This is a genomic window from Neobacillus sp. SRL179 (assembly GCF_984799095.1).
In genome coordinates this window covers 2,920,294-2,936,508 of sequence record NZ_OZ481792.1, presented here as the reverse complement: position 1 = coordinate 2,936,508, position 16,215 = coordinate 2,920,294, and the positions used below count along the sequence as shown (strand labels likewise).

At 35.0% G+C, this 16,215-nt stretch carries 20 protein-coding genes, 1 pseudogene and 1 riboswitch; of the genes and pseudogenes, 12 read left to right on the top strand and 9 right to left on the bottom strand.

The genetic code is table 11. The features are described 5' to 3' along the window. Positions 1-35: 35 nt before the first annotated feature. Positions 36-209, bottom strand: coding sequence for a hypothetical protein (locus AC4E8C_RS14385; protein ID WP_490207352.1), 174 nt, complete (start codon positions 207-209; stop codon positions 36-38). Positions 210-355: 146 nt separating this feature from the next. Here AC4E8C_RS14385 and AC4E8C_RS14380 point away from each other — a divergent pair, with 146 nt between their 5' ends. Then, positions 356-574, top strand: coding sequence for a helix-turn-helix domain-containing protein (locus AC4E8C_RS14380; RefSeq protein ID WP_490207351.1), 219 nt, complete (start codon positions 356-358; stop codon positions 572-574). Positions 575-659: 85 nt separating this feature from the next. Here the strand turns inward: AC4E8C_RS14380 and AC4E8C_RS14375 are convergent, their stop codons facing one another. Continuing rightward, positions 660-2,138 carry an amino acid permease gene (locus tag AC4E8C_RS14375; protein ID WP_490207350.1) on the bottom strand — a complete coding sequence of 493 codons (1,479 nt, stop codon included), beginning with the start codon at positions 2,136-2,138 and terminating at the stop codon, positions 660-662. Between the two features lie 145 nt (positions 2,139-2,283). Beyond that, a riboswitch (Lysine riboswitch) is annotated at positions 2,284-2,473 on the bottom strand. Positions 2,474-2,681: 208 nt separating this feature from the next. Between AC4E8C_RS14375 and AC4E8C_RS14370 the strand changes: the two genes are divergently transcribed. Together AC4E8C_RS14370 and AC4E8C_RS14365 are read left to right on the top strand one after the other, a co-directional pair. Then, positions 2,682-3,494, top strand: a complete 813-nt coding sequence (locus tag AC4E8C_RS14370; protein WP_490207349.1) for a YitT family protein — start codon at positions 2,682-2,684, stop codon at positions 3,492-3,494. A 169-nt stretch (positions 3,495-3,663) separates the two neighbouring features. Then, positions 3,664-4,296: a nitroreductase family protein gene (locus AC4E8C_RS14365; RefSeq protein ID WP_490207348.1), complete on the top strand. Its 633-nt coding sequence runs from the start codon at positions 3,664-3,666 to the stop codon at positions 4,294-4,296. 52 nt (positions 4,297-4,348) lie between these two features. Here the strand turns inward: AC4E8C_RS14365 and AC4E8C_RS14360 are convergent, their stop codons facing one another. Then, positions 4,349-4,963 (bottom strand): PH domain-containing protein, encoded by a 615-nt coding sequence (locus AC4E8C_RS14360; RefSeq protein ID WP_490207347.1) that lies wholly within the window; start codon positions 4,961-4,963, stop codon positions 4,349-4,351. 254 nt (positions 4,964-5,217) lie between these two features. On the opposite strand from AC4E8C_RS14360, the gene AC4E8C_RS14355 reads away from it, so the two are divergent. The 3 genes from AC4E8C_RS14355 to AC4E8C_RS14345 all read left to right on the top strand — a co-directional run bounded on the left by AC4E8C_RS14355 (position 5,218) and on the right by AC4E8C_RS14345 (position 7,763). After that, the gene (locus AC4E8C_RS14355) at positions 5,218-6,450 is read left to right on the top strand and encodes an MFS transporter (RefSeq protein WP_490207346.1); all 1,233 of its coding nucleotides are present in this window, start codon (positions 5,218-5,220) and stop codon (positions 6,448-6,450) included. An 88-nt stretch (positions 6,451-6,538) separates the two neighbouring features. Further along, on the top strand, positions 6,539-6,778 hold the full coding sequence (locus AC4E8C_RS14350) for a DUF2164 domain-containing protein (RefSeq protein ID WP_490207345.1): 240 nt from the start codon (positions 6,539-6,541) through the stop codon (positions 6,776-6,778). Between the two features lie 16 nt (positions 6,779-6,794). Next, complete coding sequence (locus AC4E8C_RS14345) at positions 6,795-7,763, top strand: DMT family transporter (RefSeq protein WP_490207344.1); 969 nt, start codon at positions 6,795-6,797, stop codon at positions 7,761-7,763. 61 nt (positions 7,764-7,824) lie between these two features. On the opposite strand, the gene AC4E8C_RS14340 is transcribed toward AC4E8C_RS14345, so the two are convergent. The 3 genes from AC4E8C_RS14340 to AC4E8C_RS14330 all read right to left on the bottom strand — a co-directional run bounded on the left by AC4E8C_RS14340 (position 7,825) and on the right by AC4E8C_RS14330 (position 9,186). Then, positions 7,825-8,682 carry a DUF421 domain-containing protein gene (locus tag AC4E8C_RS14340; protein WP_490207343.1) on the bottom strand — a complete coding sequence of 286 codons (858 nt, stop codon included), beginning with the start codon at positions 8,680-8,682 and terminating at the stop codon, positions 7,825-7,827. Positions 8,683-8,702: 20 nt separating this feature from the next. Further along, a complete protein-coding gene (locus tag AC4E8C_RS14335; protein ID WP_490207342.1) occupies positions 8,703-8,909 on the bottom strand; it encodes a DUF1657 domain-containing protein in 207 nt (68 codons plus the stop codon). A gap of 73 nt (positions 8,910-8,982) precedes the next feature. After that, positions 8,983-9,186, bottom strand: coding sequence for a DUF1657 domain-containing protein (locus AC4E8C_RS14330; RefSeq protein ID WP_490207341.1), 204 nt, complete (start codon positions 9,184-9,186; stop codon positions 8,983-8,985). 309 nt (positions 9,187-9,495) lie between these two features. Here AC4E8C_RS14330 and AC4E8C_RS14325 point away from each other — a divergent pair, with 309 nt between their 5' ends. The 3 genes from AC4E8C_RS14325 (at position 9,496) to AC4E8C_RS14315 (ending at position 12,084) form a co-directional block, all read left to right on the top strand. Beyond that, positions 9,496-10,101, top strand: a complete 606-nt coding sequence (locus AC4E8C_RS14325) for a hypothetical protein (RefSeq protein ID WP_490207340.1) — start codon at positions 9,496-9,498, stop codon at positions 10,099-10,101. 771 nt (positions 10,102-10,872) lie between these two features. Then, on the top strand, positions 10,873-11,016 hold the full coding sequence (locus AC4E8C_RS14320) for a hypothetical protein (protein ID WP_490207339.1): 144 nt from the start codon (positions 10,873-10,875) through the stop codon (positions 11,014-11,016). A gap of 198 nt (positions 11,017-11,214) precedes the next feature. Continuing rightward, positions 11,215-12,084: a YitT family protein gene (locus tag AC4E8C_RS14315; RefSeq protein WP_490212568.1), complete on the top strand. Its 870-nt coding sequence runs from the start codon at positions 11,215-11,217 to the stop codon at positions 12,082-12,084. A gap of 220 nt (positions 12,085-12,304) precedes the next feature. On the opposite strand, the gene AC4E8C_RS14310 is transcribed toward AC4E8C_RS14315, so the two are convergent. Beyond that, positions 12,305-12,556: a sigma-G-dependent sporulation-specific acid-soluble spore protein CsgA gene (locus tag AC4E8C_RS14310; RefSeq protein WP_490207338.1), complete on the bottom strand. Its 252-nt coding sequence runs from the start codon at positions 12,554-12,556 to the stop codon at positions 12,305-12,307. Positions 12,557-12,651: 95 nt separating this feature from the next. Then, the gene (locus tag AC4E8C_RS14305; protein WP_490207337.1) at positions 12,652-13,362 is read right to left on the bottom strand and encodes a class I SAM-dependent methyltransferase; all 711 of its coding nucleotides are present in this window, start codon (positions 13,360-13,362) and stop codon (positions 12,652-12,654) included. A 207-nt stretch (positions 13,363-13,569) separates the two neighbouring features. Here AC4E8C_RS14305 and AC4E8C_RS14300 point away from each other — a divergent pair, with 207 nt between their 5' ends. Beyond that, positions 13,570-13,842, top strand: coding sequence for a hypothetical protein (locus AC4E8C_RS14300; protein WP_490207336.1), 273 nt, complete (start codon positions 13,570-13,572; stop codon positions 13,840-13,842). 43 nt (positions 13,843-13,885) lie between these two features. Here the strand turns inward: AC4E8C_RS14300 and AC4E8C_RS14295 are convergent, their stop codons facing one another. Then, positions 13,886-14,767, bottom strand: coding sequence for a VanW family protein (locus tag AC4E8C_RS14295; RefSeq protein ID WP_490207335.1), 882 nt, complete (start codon positions 14,765-14,767; stop codon positions 13,886-13,888). Positions 14,768-15,029: 262 nt separating this feature from the next. On the opposite strand from AC4E8C_RS14295, the gene AC4E8C_RS14290 reads away from it, so the two are divergent. Together AC4E8C_RS14290 and AC4E8C_RS14285 are read left to right on the top strand one after the other, a co-directional pair. Next, complete coding sequence (locus AC4E8C_RS14290; protein ID WP_490207334.1) at positions 15,030-15,224, top strand: hypothetical protein; 195 nt, start codon at positions 15,030-15,032, stop codon at positions 15,222-15,224. 224 nt (positions 15,225-15,448) lie between these two features. After that, positions 15,449-16,190 (top strand): annotated as a pseudogene (locus tag AC4E8C_RS14285) (SDR family NAD(P)-dependent oxidoreductase). The last annotated feature ends 25 nt before the right edge of the window (positions 16,191-16,215 follow it).

Here is a 16,215-nt window from a genome sequence, read left to right as displayed (position 1 = left end):
GCGAATGGGTCTTTTTGATGTTTCTACCTTTTAATTTAAGAATCTTGAAGTTCCTCTTCGAAAAAAAATGTACCAGGGTGTTCTTTTACGATATATGAATATCTTTTCATATTTTTTACATATTGCCATTTTAAAATGGTGACAACTTCACCTGTTTCAATGATGTTTACTGTTTGACCACTATTATACCGATTATTTGAGTTTTTCAATTTTAACACCCCTTTTACTATTCCCTTTTAAGTATAACACAAATTTTATTCTTTAATCGTGCGCAAGATTGTAAAGACAGAATACCGCCTTTCGGCTTTCCATTATAATGTACCTATGGTATACTTTACAAAAGCGAGGTGTCATTTTGACAAATTATAAAGCAAAAAGAAGTAACCTCAAAGATCTCTTATTAAAAGAAGGTATGAATTTGGATAGCTTGGAAAGGAATACAAATATTCCAAGGGAACAACTTGATGAATATTTATCCAAAAAGGTGATGAGCCTAAATACGGCGATGACCATTTCCAAGGAATTAAACTGTAAGATTGAAGATTTATATGTGTGGACAACGAAGGAAGCCTAAAGTATACCTGTTAAAAAAAAAAAAATAGACCCAGCAGGGTCTGTTTTTTTTGTTTATATAAAAATCTAAGATTGGTCGAGGAAAATTAAACGGTTAAGTCACATTTATCTAGAGGGATTACCTTTGTCTTTCTCGTGAATTTATACCCAAGCCATAAAATAAGAAATAATGGCAAACCAATATAGGAAACTAATACACTATTCCAATCAATATGGTTACCCATAAAGGCAGAGTAATTTTGTCCTAGAATAACAAACCCACAAACAAGAAAGGCAAAAACTGGTCCAAGGGGGAAGAATTTTGATTTATATGGTAGTAAATTTAAATCCTTACCTTGTGCAACATAAGCTCTTCGGAAACGATAGTGACAAATGGCAATTCCAAGCCATGCGATAAAGCCTGACATACCCGAAGCATTTAAAAGCCATACATAAACGACACCATCTCCAAAGAAAGATGCTAAAAATGCTAGGGTTCCAACTAAGGTTGTCGCGATTAACGCATTGACTGGGACACCATTTTTATTTAGTTTACCAAGAAATTTTGGAGCCTTGCCTTGTCGGGCTAGATCCCAAAGCATTCGTGTAGAAGCATACATCCCTGAGTTTCCTGCCGATAATACAGCTGTTAAAATAACAGCATTCATGACAGATGCAGCGAATGCAATTCCTGCTTTTTGAAAAACGAGTGTGAATGGGCTGACGGAAACATCGCCATTGGCCAAGTTCTCGTTTGTATAAGGAATGAGAAGTCCGATTACTAAAATGGCTAAAACATAAAATAAAAGAATTCGCCAAAATACTGATTTTACTGCACGGGGAATAGATTTTCCTGGGTCGTCTGTTTCGCCGGCCGCAACGCCTAATAGCTCGGTCCCTTGGAATGAGAAACCTGCAGCCATAAAGATTCCTAGCATAGCCATAAAACCACCATGGAACGGAGCGTCACCAACTGTAAAGTTAGAGAATCCGATGGTGTGGTCTCCCATAATTCCAAAAATCATTAAAGTACCGGTAACAATAAAAATAACAACTGTTACTACTTTAATAAGAGAAAACCAATATTCAGCTTCGCCAAATCCTTTTACAGATAGATAATTTAATAAGAACATGATAACCAAAAAGATACTGCTCCATACTAATGAAGGGGTATCAGGAAACCAAAACTTCATAATCATGGTTACAGCTGCTAATTCCGCAGCAATTGTAATTGCCCAGTTATACCAGTAGTTCCAGCCAAGAGCGAAACCCAGGGCAGGATCGACAAACTTTGTAGCATACGTACTAAAGCTACCGGCGACTGGCATGTAGGCTCCCATTTCTGCTAAACTTTGCATTAAAAAGTAAACCATTATCCCAATGACGAGATAAGAAAGAATGGCACCGCCAGGTCCCGCGGAATGAATCGCTCCGCCGCTAGCAAGGAAAAGTCCAGTTCCTATTGTCCCGCCAAGAGAAATCATTGTTAGGTGCCGTGATTTTAGACTACGTTTTAATTCGGTATTTTCTTTATTAGGTGTTTGCCCATCTGTATATTCAAGGGGTCTTGCTGATTGTGATTGCATTAAGATTACTCCTTTTTCTTTTGAAGTGCTGCCCTAGTTGATGACAGAAGAAAGCTAATGTTTTCTAATTCGAGAAGGAGTGTTGGAATAAAAAATACCATCGAAGTAGAATCGATGGCATTGGTAATACCCCGCATCATACCTTCCGAAAGATAGCTCAACACGCTGGACTGGTAAGGTCAAACGTGACAGTTCTGTTCCTATTCGAATACAGACCCAGCGTACTCTTATAGAGAAAAAAGTACGCTTCGGCAGTTTTTCCTTTCATACGGAGTCTGGGATGTCTCTTCATCTCATCCGTATTACTAATAAAAACCGCGACCTCTACCTCATCGGTTTGATGAGGATTTAAACTATAAATTTATTATAGTACTAAAATATAATAATGACCGCTCAGTTGTCAATGGAATATTTACCAAAGGAATTAAAAATAGATTAGTCTGATAATTTATTCTATTGGCAAAAAACTATTAAGTTTACTTTAATTTAATGAATTTAGTATGATTTTAAAATAGTAAAGTGCAGGTAAGGAGGATTTTTACCATGCAATTAATCGGTGTTTTTTTAGGATCTCTAATCGTTGTAGGAGCATTTAATTTTTTCTTGATCCCTCATGAGGTGTTAAGCAGTGGATTAAGTGGTATTTCCATTTTGCTAGGGATGATTACTCCTCTTAATACAGGGTTAGCTAACCTCCTATTGAATTTACCTTTAATTATTCTTGGTTATAAGATGTTGGGGAAAAAGTTCATCATGAATACCATATTTTCTGTGTTGATCATTTCTGTAGGTCTTTATGTGGTGCCAATCATACCATTAGCCAATGATACCATTCTTTCATCAATTTTTGGGGGAGCCCTAACTGGTCTTGGGGTTGGACTTGTCTTTCGTTCATCAGGTTCGACAGGTGGTTTTGATATTATTGGCATGATTGTTTCCAGGAAAAAGGATTTTCCTATCGGAGTATTACTTTCTGGAATGAATGCTTTAGTCATTATTATTAGTGGTTTCCTTTTTAATTGGGATGCGGCACTAAATACTTTAGTTTCGATTTATGTAACCGGTAAGGTAGTGGATACGATCTATACAGACCACGCCAAATTAACGTTAATGATTATTACGGATAAAGGGGAAGAAATGCGGGCCCATTTGCTGAATAATCTGTATCGTGGGCTTACAATTATGGATGGAGTGGGCGGGTATTCCAATGACAAACGCAGCGTATTAGTTACGGTCATCTCACGATACGAATTAAATGAGGTGAAAAACCTTATCGGAGACGTAGATGCTTGTGCTTTTGTTAATATTACAGAAACAATTGAAGTAATGGGGCTGTTTCACAGGCCAAGCCCATAATAATACCAAGAGGCGTTCACTTTTTAAGTGGACGCCATTTATTATTATTTATACGGTCTTTTTATAAAATTTTAACAAATTCAATTTGCTTGACTGTACGAATCTACAATAGTAAGATAATCAAACTAACTTACTTTTTGTAAGTATTTTTAATCAAGGAGGATCATTCATGCATTCAGTGTTAAATAAAAGCTTATCTGATGTAATAAAAGAACGTCACTCTGTTAGAAAATATGATTCAACCTATATTATCTCAAAAGAAGAGATTGAAAATATAATAAAAGAGGCGACATCCGCTCCGTCTTCAAGTAACCTTCAACCATGGCGCTTTATGGTGTTTCAAGACGAACAAACAAAAAAAGAGCTTAGAGCGATTGCTTTCAATCAAGAACAGGTTGAAACAGCATCCGCAGTAATTGCCGTATTAGGCGATAAAGAAATGTATAATAGTATTGAGAAGGTTTACCACAGTGCACACGAAGCTGGTTTTATGGATGAAGCAAATATGGAGCGATTAATCGCTAGTGCACAAAATACGTATCCTAAAGCCCCTGAAGAGATGCGAAAAAACATTGCTGCTTTTGATGCGGGTCTTGTTTCAATGCAGTTAATGCTATTAGCTAAGGATAGAGGTTATGATACAGTCCCAATGGGAGGATTTGATAAAAAACAATTTATTGAAAAATTTAATGTGTCAGAGAGATTTTTCCCAATTGTTTTAATTCCCCTAGGCAAAGCTGCTGCACCTGCATTTGGCTCAACACGGTTGCCAATTGAAGATGTAATAATTGAATATAAATAATAAAACGAACCCAAAGCTTCTAGTAAATCTCTAGCTTTGGGTTCGTTTATTTTTAATTGTTAATGTATTTTTCAAAAACAAAACCAAAATCCTTCACACAATATTGTTTTTTGCTATCTTCTAACCATTGGAACGCAGCTTGATTAAGCATTTTGAATTGAACCACTAAATTACTGTCAGAACTTGTTACACGCCCAAGTGTTGTTGAGGCTAATTCAAGGCTTTGTTTGGAGAACTGAAGACTAATTTCATTTTCATGGGAGATCTCAGAAATTTTTATAAGTGCTTTATATAAATCCTTTATTTCCTCAATATGTTTTTTGTGAACATCGATTGAAAAGGGTTCAGAGCCAATTTTAAATTTTATTTCGACATCAAGATCGACCGTACCCGCAGTTTCCAATTTCACTTCTGAAATTTGATTCGTTGCATAGCTATAACGGTGCAGCATCCTTTTTTTACTTGTTGCACTAGTTCCATCTAAATGAATGAGGGCATTATTGGTAAAACAATATTCATCAGACTTTGATTTTATTAAAAAATATATTTTTTCATTGTCTTCATGCATGACATAATCGTCTGCATCAACCTTATCATAATCTTGCGGCTTAATAACTGCACCTACATCGCTTAATCCTAAAATATCTGCTGCAACTTTTCCAAACATTGTACCAACCTCACTTATCATATTTTTAATCATCCAATGTACGAATAATGGATTATAAAGTTTCAAACTAACCTGCATTTAGAAGAACAAAATATTTTATGCTAACAAAAATTTTGTATTCGCATTTTTAAGATTAACATACAATTCAGAAATCTGATATACTAAAAAGAAAATGAATTAGCAAGTTCAGGAGGATGTCCGATGTAAATAAACCCTTACTTTTATATGAAAATTTAATAAAAAAGTGAGGGTACATGATGTCTATTTTATTCGGAAAACGAGGTTCTTTTCGGTTTCTTTGGTTTGGGCAAATGTTAGCTAATTTAGGTGATATTTTATATATAGTTTGTTTAATAAAAATAATTTTTGATGCAACTGGCTCTGTAACCTATATGTCACTAGTTCCGTTCTTTAATACAACTTCAGCATTGTTCAGTGGGTTATTAGCACCCCTCATAATTAGCAAATACAAACTTAGAGCCGTATTAGTTTATTCACAAAGTGGCAAAACATTGTTGTTATTTGTGTTGTGCCTATACTTAAACGATTTAACAGATAATTTGCTGTATTTTATTTATTTATTAATTAGTGTTATTTCTTTTTTAGATGGGTGGGCATCTCCACCACGAAATGCTTTAATTCCCAGTCTTGTGGACGAAAGAAACCTTATGAAAACTAATAGTTTACTTTCTATTTCAGATCAAATCGTTCAGCTAATTGCCTGGCCAATCGGAGGTATTTTATTAGTCGCACAAGGGGCAGATGAAATCCTTTGGATTACATTTGGTCTTTACCTTTTCTCTACTACTTTTATGAGTTGTATTGTTCATGTCGGGACCCAACCGGATCAGGGTAACATGTCACGTAAAGATACATTAAAAGAGGGTTGGGGGTTGATTTGGAATTCACGGCAGCTTCGAACAATTAGTATGATGAATATCCTTGAAACCTTTGCCAACGGAGTTTGGATTGCGGCGATTCTATTTATTTACGTTTCCGATGCTTTAAACAAAGGGGAGAGCTGGTGGGGGTTTATTAATGGCTCCTTTTTTGCGGGTATGCTTTTTGGCGGGATATTGATTTACCGTTTTTCGCAGGTCTTAGAAAGAAATTTAGGAAAGACCATTCTTTGGTCAACCTGTAGTTTAATGGCTATTACTTTGTTGTTTGGAACCACCTCCATTCCGTGGTTTGCCCTTCTTTGCTCATTTTTATTTGGGCTTCCACAAATGGCAAGGGATGTAGCAGAGACCACCATTATTCAGTATAGTGCTCGTGAACAACTACTCGCTAAGGTTTACTCAGCACGAGGAACAATGATTTTGGGGGCATTTGGAATATCCTCTTTAGTGATGGGATGGATTACTGAAGAATGGGGAGTAAGAGCAACATTTATAATTGCCTCTATTTTGTTCCTTTGTTCGCTTTCACTTGCATTTATGAGCAGAAAGTACTTATTTAAGAGTTTGTATAAAGAAAGCAGCTAATTTCAAAAATAACTTAAAGGAAATCACTTGATGGTTTCCTTTTTTTAATGGAAAATACACTATATACATAAGAAGGATGGTGATTATTTTGATAATTAAATTCACAAAGCAGCAAAAAGATCATATGATTTCAGAGATACAACGTTTTTTTTATGAAGAACGGAATGAAGAAATTGGCTTGATTGCTGCTGAAAATGCCTTTGATTTCATTAAAAATGGGCTTGGTCCATACTTTTACAATGCAGCAGTCAACGACGCCCGTAAATTAGTTGAACAAAAAATGATGACTCTTGAAGAAGATATGTTTTCATTAGAGAAGAAACTGTAAAAAAGGAGAATGGAACATGCGGCCCATCATAATTGGTATATTTGCTGCTTTCTTTTTTGCCTTTACCTTTATTTTAAATAGATCGATGGATTTGGCAGGGGGGAGCTGGATATGGAGTGCCTCCTTAAGGTATTTCTTTATGGTTCCCTTTTTATTTTTGATTGTTATTGGCAGGAAAAATTTAAAACCATTACTCATCGAAATGAAACAGCGGCCTGTTGCATGGTTATCATGGAGTACGATTGGTTTTGGGTTATTTTATGGCCCTATTTGTTTTTCGGCTGCATTTGCTCCAGGCTGGTTAATTGCAGCTACCTGGCAAATTACAATTATTTCAGGCTCTTTACTGGCACCACTTTTTTATGAGAATGTTAATACAGACAAAGGAATCATCCAATTGAAGGGTAAAATTCCTTTCAAAGGATTGGGTATGTCTTTCATTATTTTACTGGGCATTATTTTAATGCAAGTAGAACAAGCTAATCATTTATCCATTTTAGCTATAGCGTTAGGTGTTTTACCAGTGGTAGTAGCTTCGTTTGCCTACCCTTTAGGGAATCGAAAAATGATGGAGGTATGTGGTGGCCGCCTTGATGTTTTCCAACGGGTATTGGGAATGACATTAGCAAGTCTGCCCTTTTGGCTAATTTTATCGATCTATGAATTAGTCAACCATGGAATCCCAAGTTTAGGTCAAACTGTTCAATCGGGTCTTGTTGCCATATCTTCAGGGGTAATAGCTACGGTTCTATTTTTTCATGCAACAGATCTTGTAAGGGGAAACATGCAAAAACTCGCTGCTGTTGAGGCGACACAATCTATGGAAGTTTTATTTGCTGTTGTAGGAGAATTGTTCCTCTTACATTCGGTAATGCCTTCCGTACTTTCATGGGCCGGAATGGCATTGGTAATGGTTGGAATGGTTCTGCATAGCTATTTATCAAACAAAATAGTAAAGTCTAATATCCAAAATGTTGGTGCATAAGATCTTTCAATCCGATAAAATAATGAATCCTTATCAATTGATAAGGATTTTTATACATTTACTATTTGAGATATGGAGATAGTTTTTCAATTGATTTCTCGAGTAGTGCAGCATTTTTCTTATACATCACTTTTGATTTTTCAGAATTTGTTTCAAGAGAAAAAATCTCTAAATCGGCCTGTACTTTTTTTAAAGTAGCTAATAATAAGGGACGCTGAGAATGTACTGGAACCTGAATTTTATCATCATATAAATCAACTGTAAGCTCACCATATGAATCAACTTGACCCAGAAAAACATTATCGAGAGTTACCCCTAGCTTTTCTAATTCGGAGTTTAGCCAGCCTCTGCCTTTTCCAGCACATCGCAAGGGGTCATCAAGGATATTCCCATCCATAATGACTGTTTGTGGTTCTTTCTCATTAGGCACTTTCATTTGTAAATCTTTCGGAGTTAACGGCCGATTTTCCCTTTTTAATAAGGTACTTAAGTTCCCCCTAGGTTCCAATACCGCAAATTCAACATCAGCGATCCTAAAAATATCCTTTTGACGGAGCAATGCTGAAAGTTCATCGATTGTATACTTTTCCTTTTTTAAATTATCTTCTAAAATTTTCCCACTCTGAATCACGACAGTGCCTTTTCCCTCAGCAAAATCACTGAATTTTTTACTTTTAATGGATAAAAAGTTTACCAAAAAGGTAACAAACCCAAATACACAGATAGCGATAGCTCCGTGAGCCATGTTTGCCTCGAGTCCCGTAACCACTTCGCCAGCAATACTTCCGATGGTAATTCCCGCAACGTATTCAAAAAATGAAAGTTCGGAAATTTGTTTCTTGCCGAGTATTTTTGTAGTAATAAATAAGAGCAGCAAGAAAATTATTGAACGACTGATAATAAAAGTCCAACCTGGCATATGTTCCTCACCTCAAAATTTTATGATTCTTTATATTGTGGTTCATCTCGTTCAAGTTCTAAAACCCGATATTGTAGATCTTTTTTTACACCACCCATTATTAAACTGGTTTCATGAAAAACAGCTTTGGCTTCCTCATCAAGTGAATTTAATGCTAATGAAGACAGCTGTGCTTCAATTCCTTTTATTGCAGCAAGACATTGCTTGACATTTGCAGCAATGGTCATCAACAAAACTTCCTCTCATAGGGAATTTGAAAATGAAAAAGGGGCTGGCAGATTTGCCAACCGATCCTTCTTTTTATTGATTGTATTGTGGTTCTTCTGACAATATTTCTTGGAGCCGGGGTTCAAGGCTATCAAGAACAGATTGTGTTTGTTGAGCTGCCTGTTGATAAAGTTGTTTGGCATTTTTGTTTTCTGTTGCTAGTGCGAAAGTTTCAAAACTTGCTTGTGCACTTTTTAAACTGGCTAATGCTTGTTTAACTTGTACTCCTACGGTCATCTATAATCCTTCTTCCAACTAAGTAGTAAATTACAAAGGTAGTATGTGGAGAAATGGATTGCTTATGTAAGGGGATAACGAATTTTAAAATTATTTACCTACTTTCGAGTATGCTTGTATGTTTTAACATAATAATCCTATTGATTGGGTTTTTTTATTGGGAATGAAACTTTTTTTGGAAAATTTCGTCAAACTATACAATAGATAAATATTATTCAGTGAACTAGTAATTAGTAAAGAAAACTTTATAGAGAATGAAGCATTATTACATATTAAGTTGCACTTTCACTGTTTGTTAAGGGGGATGTCATGCTATTAATAAGAAGAAAAGAAGTGGACGAGGAGTATCATGTAAAGCTGGTTGCTTATACGATTATTTTGTTTATTAGCAGTTTTTTTGCCCCATTTGTCATTGTTTCATCTTATCAGAGTATAGTTTATTTTTCACGCTCCTATTGGTTTTTTTCAACACCGTTTTCGGCCTATATCACTTTCATGGCTGCAATGATATATATTGCTGTCATTTTGTCGGTCTATCTCATCTTTAGGCATAGATGGGAGGGAAGGAGATTGAAAGGAAGTATTGCTCTATTACTAATTTTCAGTATACCAATATTTATAGTAAGCTTAACTAATTATTATTATTTGGACGATAAAGGGGTTCATTATAATAGTTTAATATCCATCAATGAAAAAGAATTTAAATGGAATGATATGGCAAAGGTGCATATTATTTATAGGAACCATCAGGGCACAACGGGTTTTTATCAATATAAATTTGAGATGGCAGACGGTAGTACTGTTACGATTCCATTTAATGATAAATTTTCTGAACATAAATACCAGGTTGAGGAGAAAATCAAAGAATATAAAATTCCAGTTAAAGACAATTTTAATAATCCAATTATTAATTAGATAAAAAGGAAGTATTATGAAAATCTCAAAAGTTTACAATTAATCCCAAAAGTTCACGTATTCGTCACAACCTTTTGATTAATTAGAAAAGTTACGTGATATACTATAAATGTAAAAGGAAATAGAAAGTTAACATCTTAGGAGGCTCAACCATACGTGTTCGTTCCGTTAGTGAACGAGTAATAGTAAGGTTATTCCGAATTAACTTTTTGGTAGGTGGAGCGATACAATATCTAATGAAAAGGCATAAATTCAAAATAGAAACTTTTTATAACTGATATCTATGAAAATTATAGAGATCATATCAAAGGTAGAAATTTAGAATTTATAGGTTAGTACATCTTATTAAAGAACTTTATTAAGATGTATCAATAGCTGAAACCTAATCTTAAAGTTGTATTGCCAAGAGAACCATAATCCAAAAAAGGAATAATGAGTCTTAAACCATGTCAATCAGGTAAATTGTTTCTTTTAGGAATTTGAATTCCATTAAATCACATGTGAATTAATTCCTTCTACGGAACAAACACACATCGGCTGTGATTTCAAAGTTTCCGTTTAGCTTGAACCATAACTAAATGGAAATGATACTTGAAATAAACGGTTGATGTCCATGGTTGGGTCCCCTAAGGTGTTAATAATCATTAAGGAGTTACTTCAAAAATGAAGTAGCTTCTTTTTCATTTTAATCAAAGCTAATTGTTACTTTGTTTAAATAGGTATAATAACTAAAAACTTTGGGAAAATAATCCCCTGAAGGAGTTGACTAACATGTTAAAGAAAAAAGAACCAACCATTGCTCCAGGGATGGATGATCAGGAAGAATTAGATCAAAGCGCAACCCAAAATGAGATTAACGAAGGAGAATATACAAGTGTAACAACTGTTTCTCTTGATGAGGTTGACCCCAGTTAGGAAATTAAGCTGCCTGAAAAAGGCAGTTTTTTATATGGAAAAGGTTTTGTTTCTGAAAATCAATGTAAGGAAATTAAGCATATCAATATAAATAGAACAAAAAATTCGTTATACTAAAACAAAGAAGTATACTTCGAAAGGGGCCAGATAATGACAGGAATTCAAGAACTTAGTTTACATGAACAGCAAGAAGCCATTATGACAAAGGTTCAGCACAGGGGTTTGACGAAAGGTAAGATTTTTAAACGAATATTATTAATAACACTTGGTGCTATCCTAATGTCTGTGGGACTTGAAATTTTTCTCGTTCCTAACAATGTCATTGATGGTGGAATCACGGGAATTTCCATCATGTTATCCTATCTAACAGGATGGAAATTAGGGGTTTTTATTTTCCTCCTTAATATGCCTTTTTTCTTTCTAGGTTACAAACAAATTGGAAAAACCTTCGCTTTATCTACTCTTTATGGAATAATAATACTTTCAATTGGAACCACTTTACTCCATCCTGTACCAGCATTTACACAAGACATCCTGTTAGCGACTGTTTTTGGAGGGATTGTACTGGGCATAGGGGTAGGTTTAGTTATTCGGTACGGGGGTTCATTGGATGGTACCGAAATTCTTGCAATACTCTTCAATAACAAACTTCCGTTTTCGGTTGGGGAAATTATTATGTTCTTTAATCTTTTCATACTGGGCAGTGCTGGATTTGTTTTTTCATGGGATCGTGCAATGTATTCGTTAATAGCTTATTTTGTGGCGTACAAAACAATAGATATTACTATTACAGGTCTAGACGAATCAAAATCTGTGTGGATTATAAGTGACCATTCCCGGCAAATTGGCGATGCGATTATGAACCGCTTGGGTCGTGGTGTTACTTACATCAATGGAGAAGGAGCCTATTCAGGTGATGATAAAAAAGTGATTTTTTGTGTTATTAATCGACTTGAAGAGGCAAAGCTAAAAGAAATTGTTACCGAGAATGATGATAGTGCCTTTCTAGCAGTTGCTGATATCGCAGAAGTGCGTGGGGGAAGATTCAAGAAAAAAGATATCCATTAGCCATCCCACTCAGGATAAGGTGTTATGTCGATATTAGTTGGTCTTCCGAATATTCATAATTAATTATTGTAAAATTCACACAATTTTTGTCGTAATGTAGTGAAATATGTCCGCGTCTTAAAGTAAGTTTTGTCGTACTTTGCGCTTACCTAGGAAATAGTTTGCGAAAAATGAAATATTTCCAAAAAAGATGGCAGAATTTCCTGCCATCTTTTTTAGCTTAAAATAGTAGCTCATATACTTCGTTTAGCTGATAGGCTCTTTTTTCATCTTTTTCGGCTTTAGCGTAATTTATTTCCTCGGGTAGTATATTGTTTAAAAAGTTGATTTCTTTTTGGTTTAAATTTCGCACAAAGGATCCTTCTGAAGTAAAGTCACCTTCTGTCAATTTCTTGTAAATATGCTTTCCCTCAGTATGGTCGTCAGTATAATTTGATATTATTTCTTTTAAATATCCCAATGTTTGATCCATTAATACCCCACCTTTCACCCCTTTATTTTTCAACCATTAGAAAAAAATATACGTTTATTATTAGAATAGTGAAAAGGGGGGCGACTAAAAATTCTTTATTTAGTTGCAGTAATGATCCTGTAGCTTAAAATATCTTGATACTTTATCATCATATTTCCATGTTCATTTAAGATATAAAAAAGCTCAGGTTCAAAATCGTTAGAAAAGTTAAATTCAGGTGTTTGGTTACCATGACTAAGGGATTGTTTTGGTTTTTTTAATTTAAGGTTATCAAAACCAGTCCCTTGAATTATGTTGGACCAGTCTTCTTCCAATAATAAACTGTCCACTGAGTAAAAATCCATTATTTCCTTTTCTTCATGAGGGCTAAGCCGCATATTCATCGTCATTTCATTTGCAATTAAACGGCCGCCTTTTTTTAACACTCGGTAAAATTCTTTTAAAGCTTTAGGTTTGTTGACAAAGGCTAAAACCGATTCGGATAGAATAAAATCAAACGTACCATCCTCAAAAGGAATTTCTTCTATTGATCCTTGATGGATTTGAACAGGGAGTTGTAGTGTGTGAAGGCGACTTTTTGCTTTTTCAACCATGATCGGATTGATTTCTAAACCAACCACGTTTGCTTGATATTGTTGATACAAATAGGCAGCGGTTTGTCCCGTACCGCAACCTGCATCTAAAACAGTTGAGTGATTTGAAATATTTTCCTTGGAGAGAATATTTTGTGTTAAAAGGAATCCACCAGGATGAGCTCCTCCCACGCCAAACTTTGCCAAAAAATCGAAATATGTTAAGCCTCCCATAGATACCACCTAATTATCTTTTTTTTGCATTGTATGATAAGGGATGATAAGAGGTTCTTTCCGTGTTCAAATAAATAAAAGAATAGGATTAGTCATTTATTAACAGAGCTTGCACTGTTTTCTAAACATATTCCCAATCAAAATGCACAAATTAAACAAGTGAAGGGGATCTTATCCTTCTATAGCTTTGCAAAAGGAGTGCTGTAGATGAAAAGTATTAAAAGGCAACCGTTCTTTAAAATGTTTGCACCTAAACGAAAAAGCAGAGGGACAATGTGGGCATCCATATTAGGAATTGGGATAAGTGCTGCTTTTTTGGGTGTAACAAGAGGGAAGTCGAGAGATATTACCCGCCCGTTACAAAATGTAATTAAGAACTTTTCATCAAAAACAAATCTTAATTTGATGGACAATGCAGCAATGACAGAGTTTTCCGAGGAATTGTTAGAAAGTGCTTTAAGAAATAAACGAAGTGAATAAAGTTTCGTTACAATAAAAAGGTCCGCATTTGTGCGGACCTTTTTTAATAGGGTGCATTGGGAATTTTTCGAGGTTTATACTCAATCCCCTCTGATGAATATAATTTAATGATGAGCATATTTCCAAATGTTTTAGCTTGGATTAACACTGGTTGATTATAATTGTTTTTAAATTCAAAATCAGGTCCATACCAGCTTACGGTGGCATCTCTACCTGGTGGAATATAGGGAACTTTTCTAGAATGAGAAAAACGCTGAACAATCTTAAGCCCCGCACTATCAACAGCATTAAAAAGGGTAGACGATACTTGACAGATCCCCCCGCCAATGTCCTCGGAAAATTCCCCTCTTATGATTACCGGTGCACGCATATAGCCCTTTGTTGTTGTGCGTTTTCCAACTACTTTATTAAAAGAAAACGTTTCCCCAGGAAAGATTACATGGTTATTGATTGCCTTTGAAGCTAATTCAATATTCTTGGTTCTTGTTTTATTTTGTGCATTAAAAGAGGTAAAATAGCGGCCAATTCGCATACTTCGAATATCTGCAAGTAATTCACTGTCAACTTTAGGATAAACGGACAGCATGGGAATTTCCATTTTTCCTGATTTATGTGAAAACAGAAAAGCATAAAATTGCTCTGTAAAAACTTGACGATGAATTCGTGTTCCAATTTGTTCTTTTAATATGTTTCCACCTGAATCCAAACTTGCATTTTTAGGTTCAGTGGAAAGTTGCTTGTCCAATTGATCTAAAAAATCATTATATTTGGTTGAGTCAATAAGTGGTAAGTCCGTATAAGGATAGGAAAAATCTAATCGATTAATGGTTATGATATTTTGCCCATCTTTAGTAATCGCTATATGATCTGGAGAATTTATTGGTTGAGCTGCCAGTATAATGCCAAGTATCCACGGAAAAATCATTAATTGCACGCCTCCTGATGTTAATATTAGTAAAACAACACTATTTCATGTACCAAGGCCGTCAAAAAATAATCTATAAATTCCCAACTAATTTTTTAATATTTATAAAAAGTCAGTCTATTTAGTGAAGAGGGATAATCAAGGCATCCATCAGTATCATTTTTTATGAAAAAAATGTAGAATTATGGTATAATAGCACTTAATAACAATTAAATAGATAATTGCTAGCAAAATGCTAAAGCTAGTACAGGAGTGTTATATTATGAATGAGAACGAAAGAATTCAATTAAACGTAAGGATCACGAAAGAAACTTCTTCGAAACTTGATGAAATTGTTGAATATTATCAACAGGGAATTAAGCTTGGCAGAATTTATAAAGGTGATGTCTTAACGGATATAATTGAAAAATCATATGAAGTGATGAACAAACAAAAGAAATCGTTTAAGAGATATTAAAACTGTAGTGCCGAGAAAGGATAAATTTCTCGGTCTTTATATTTATAAATAATTATAAATTTAGAACAAGACGACCCTAATTATTATTGGGTATTAATTAGAATATTTAGAAAAGTATTTGAATATTTAAAATTTGTAGGTATAATTATAGGTAACATACTAACTGGTTAGTATAGGCTGATTTACATCAAAATGTAGATAACCAGGAAGAAGGGCTGGGTATTATGAAATTAGATGGTAAAACTGCGATTATTACAGGAGATGGCAGCGGGATTGGTCGAGCCCTTTGCAAAAGAAGTTGCACAAGTGACAGTTGCCGACATTGACTCCAATGCTGGTGAGGAAACAGTCAGCCAGATTGTGGAAACTGGGGGTTCGGCAATTTTTGTTAGGACAGATGTCGCAGAAGCAGAGCAGGTAAAAGAACTCATCTCTGTCACAGTTAGTAAATATAAAAGCTTACACATTATGTTTAACAATGCCGGTATTGGTAATTCCGAAGTGCGAAGTGTGGATTTGTCGGAAGGAGAATGGGATCGAGTAATCGATATTAACTTAAAAGGAGTATTTCTCGGCATTAAATACGCTGTCCCTGAATTAATCCAATCTGGCGGCGGAGCGATTATCAACACATCGAGTTTATTAGGATTAAAGGGGCAAAAATTTGTATCCGCTTACAATGCTTCTAAGGCAGGTGTTATTGTCCTGACCAAAAATGCTGCACTCGAATATGGGAAGTACAATGTTCGAGTGAATGCCATTGCACCAGGAGTAATGGATACAAAAATTATTGATAATTGGAAACAGAATGAGCGTAAATGGCCGATTATATCAAAGGCAAATGCTCTTGGAAGAATTGGGACTTCCGAGGAAGTGGCAAATGCCGTATTATTTTTAGCATCTGATGAAGCTTCCTTTATTACTGGGGTAACTCTTTCAGTGGACGGGGGCGGACTTACTTTTTAATCAAAATAGATTGTTTAGAAGAATA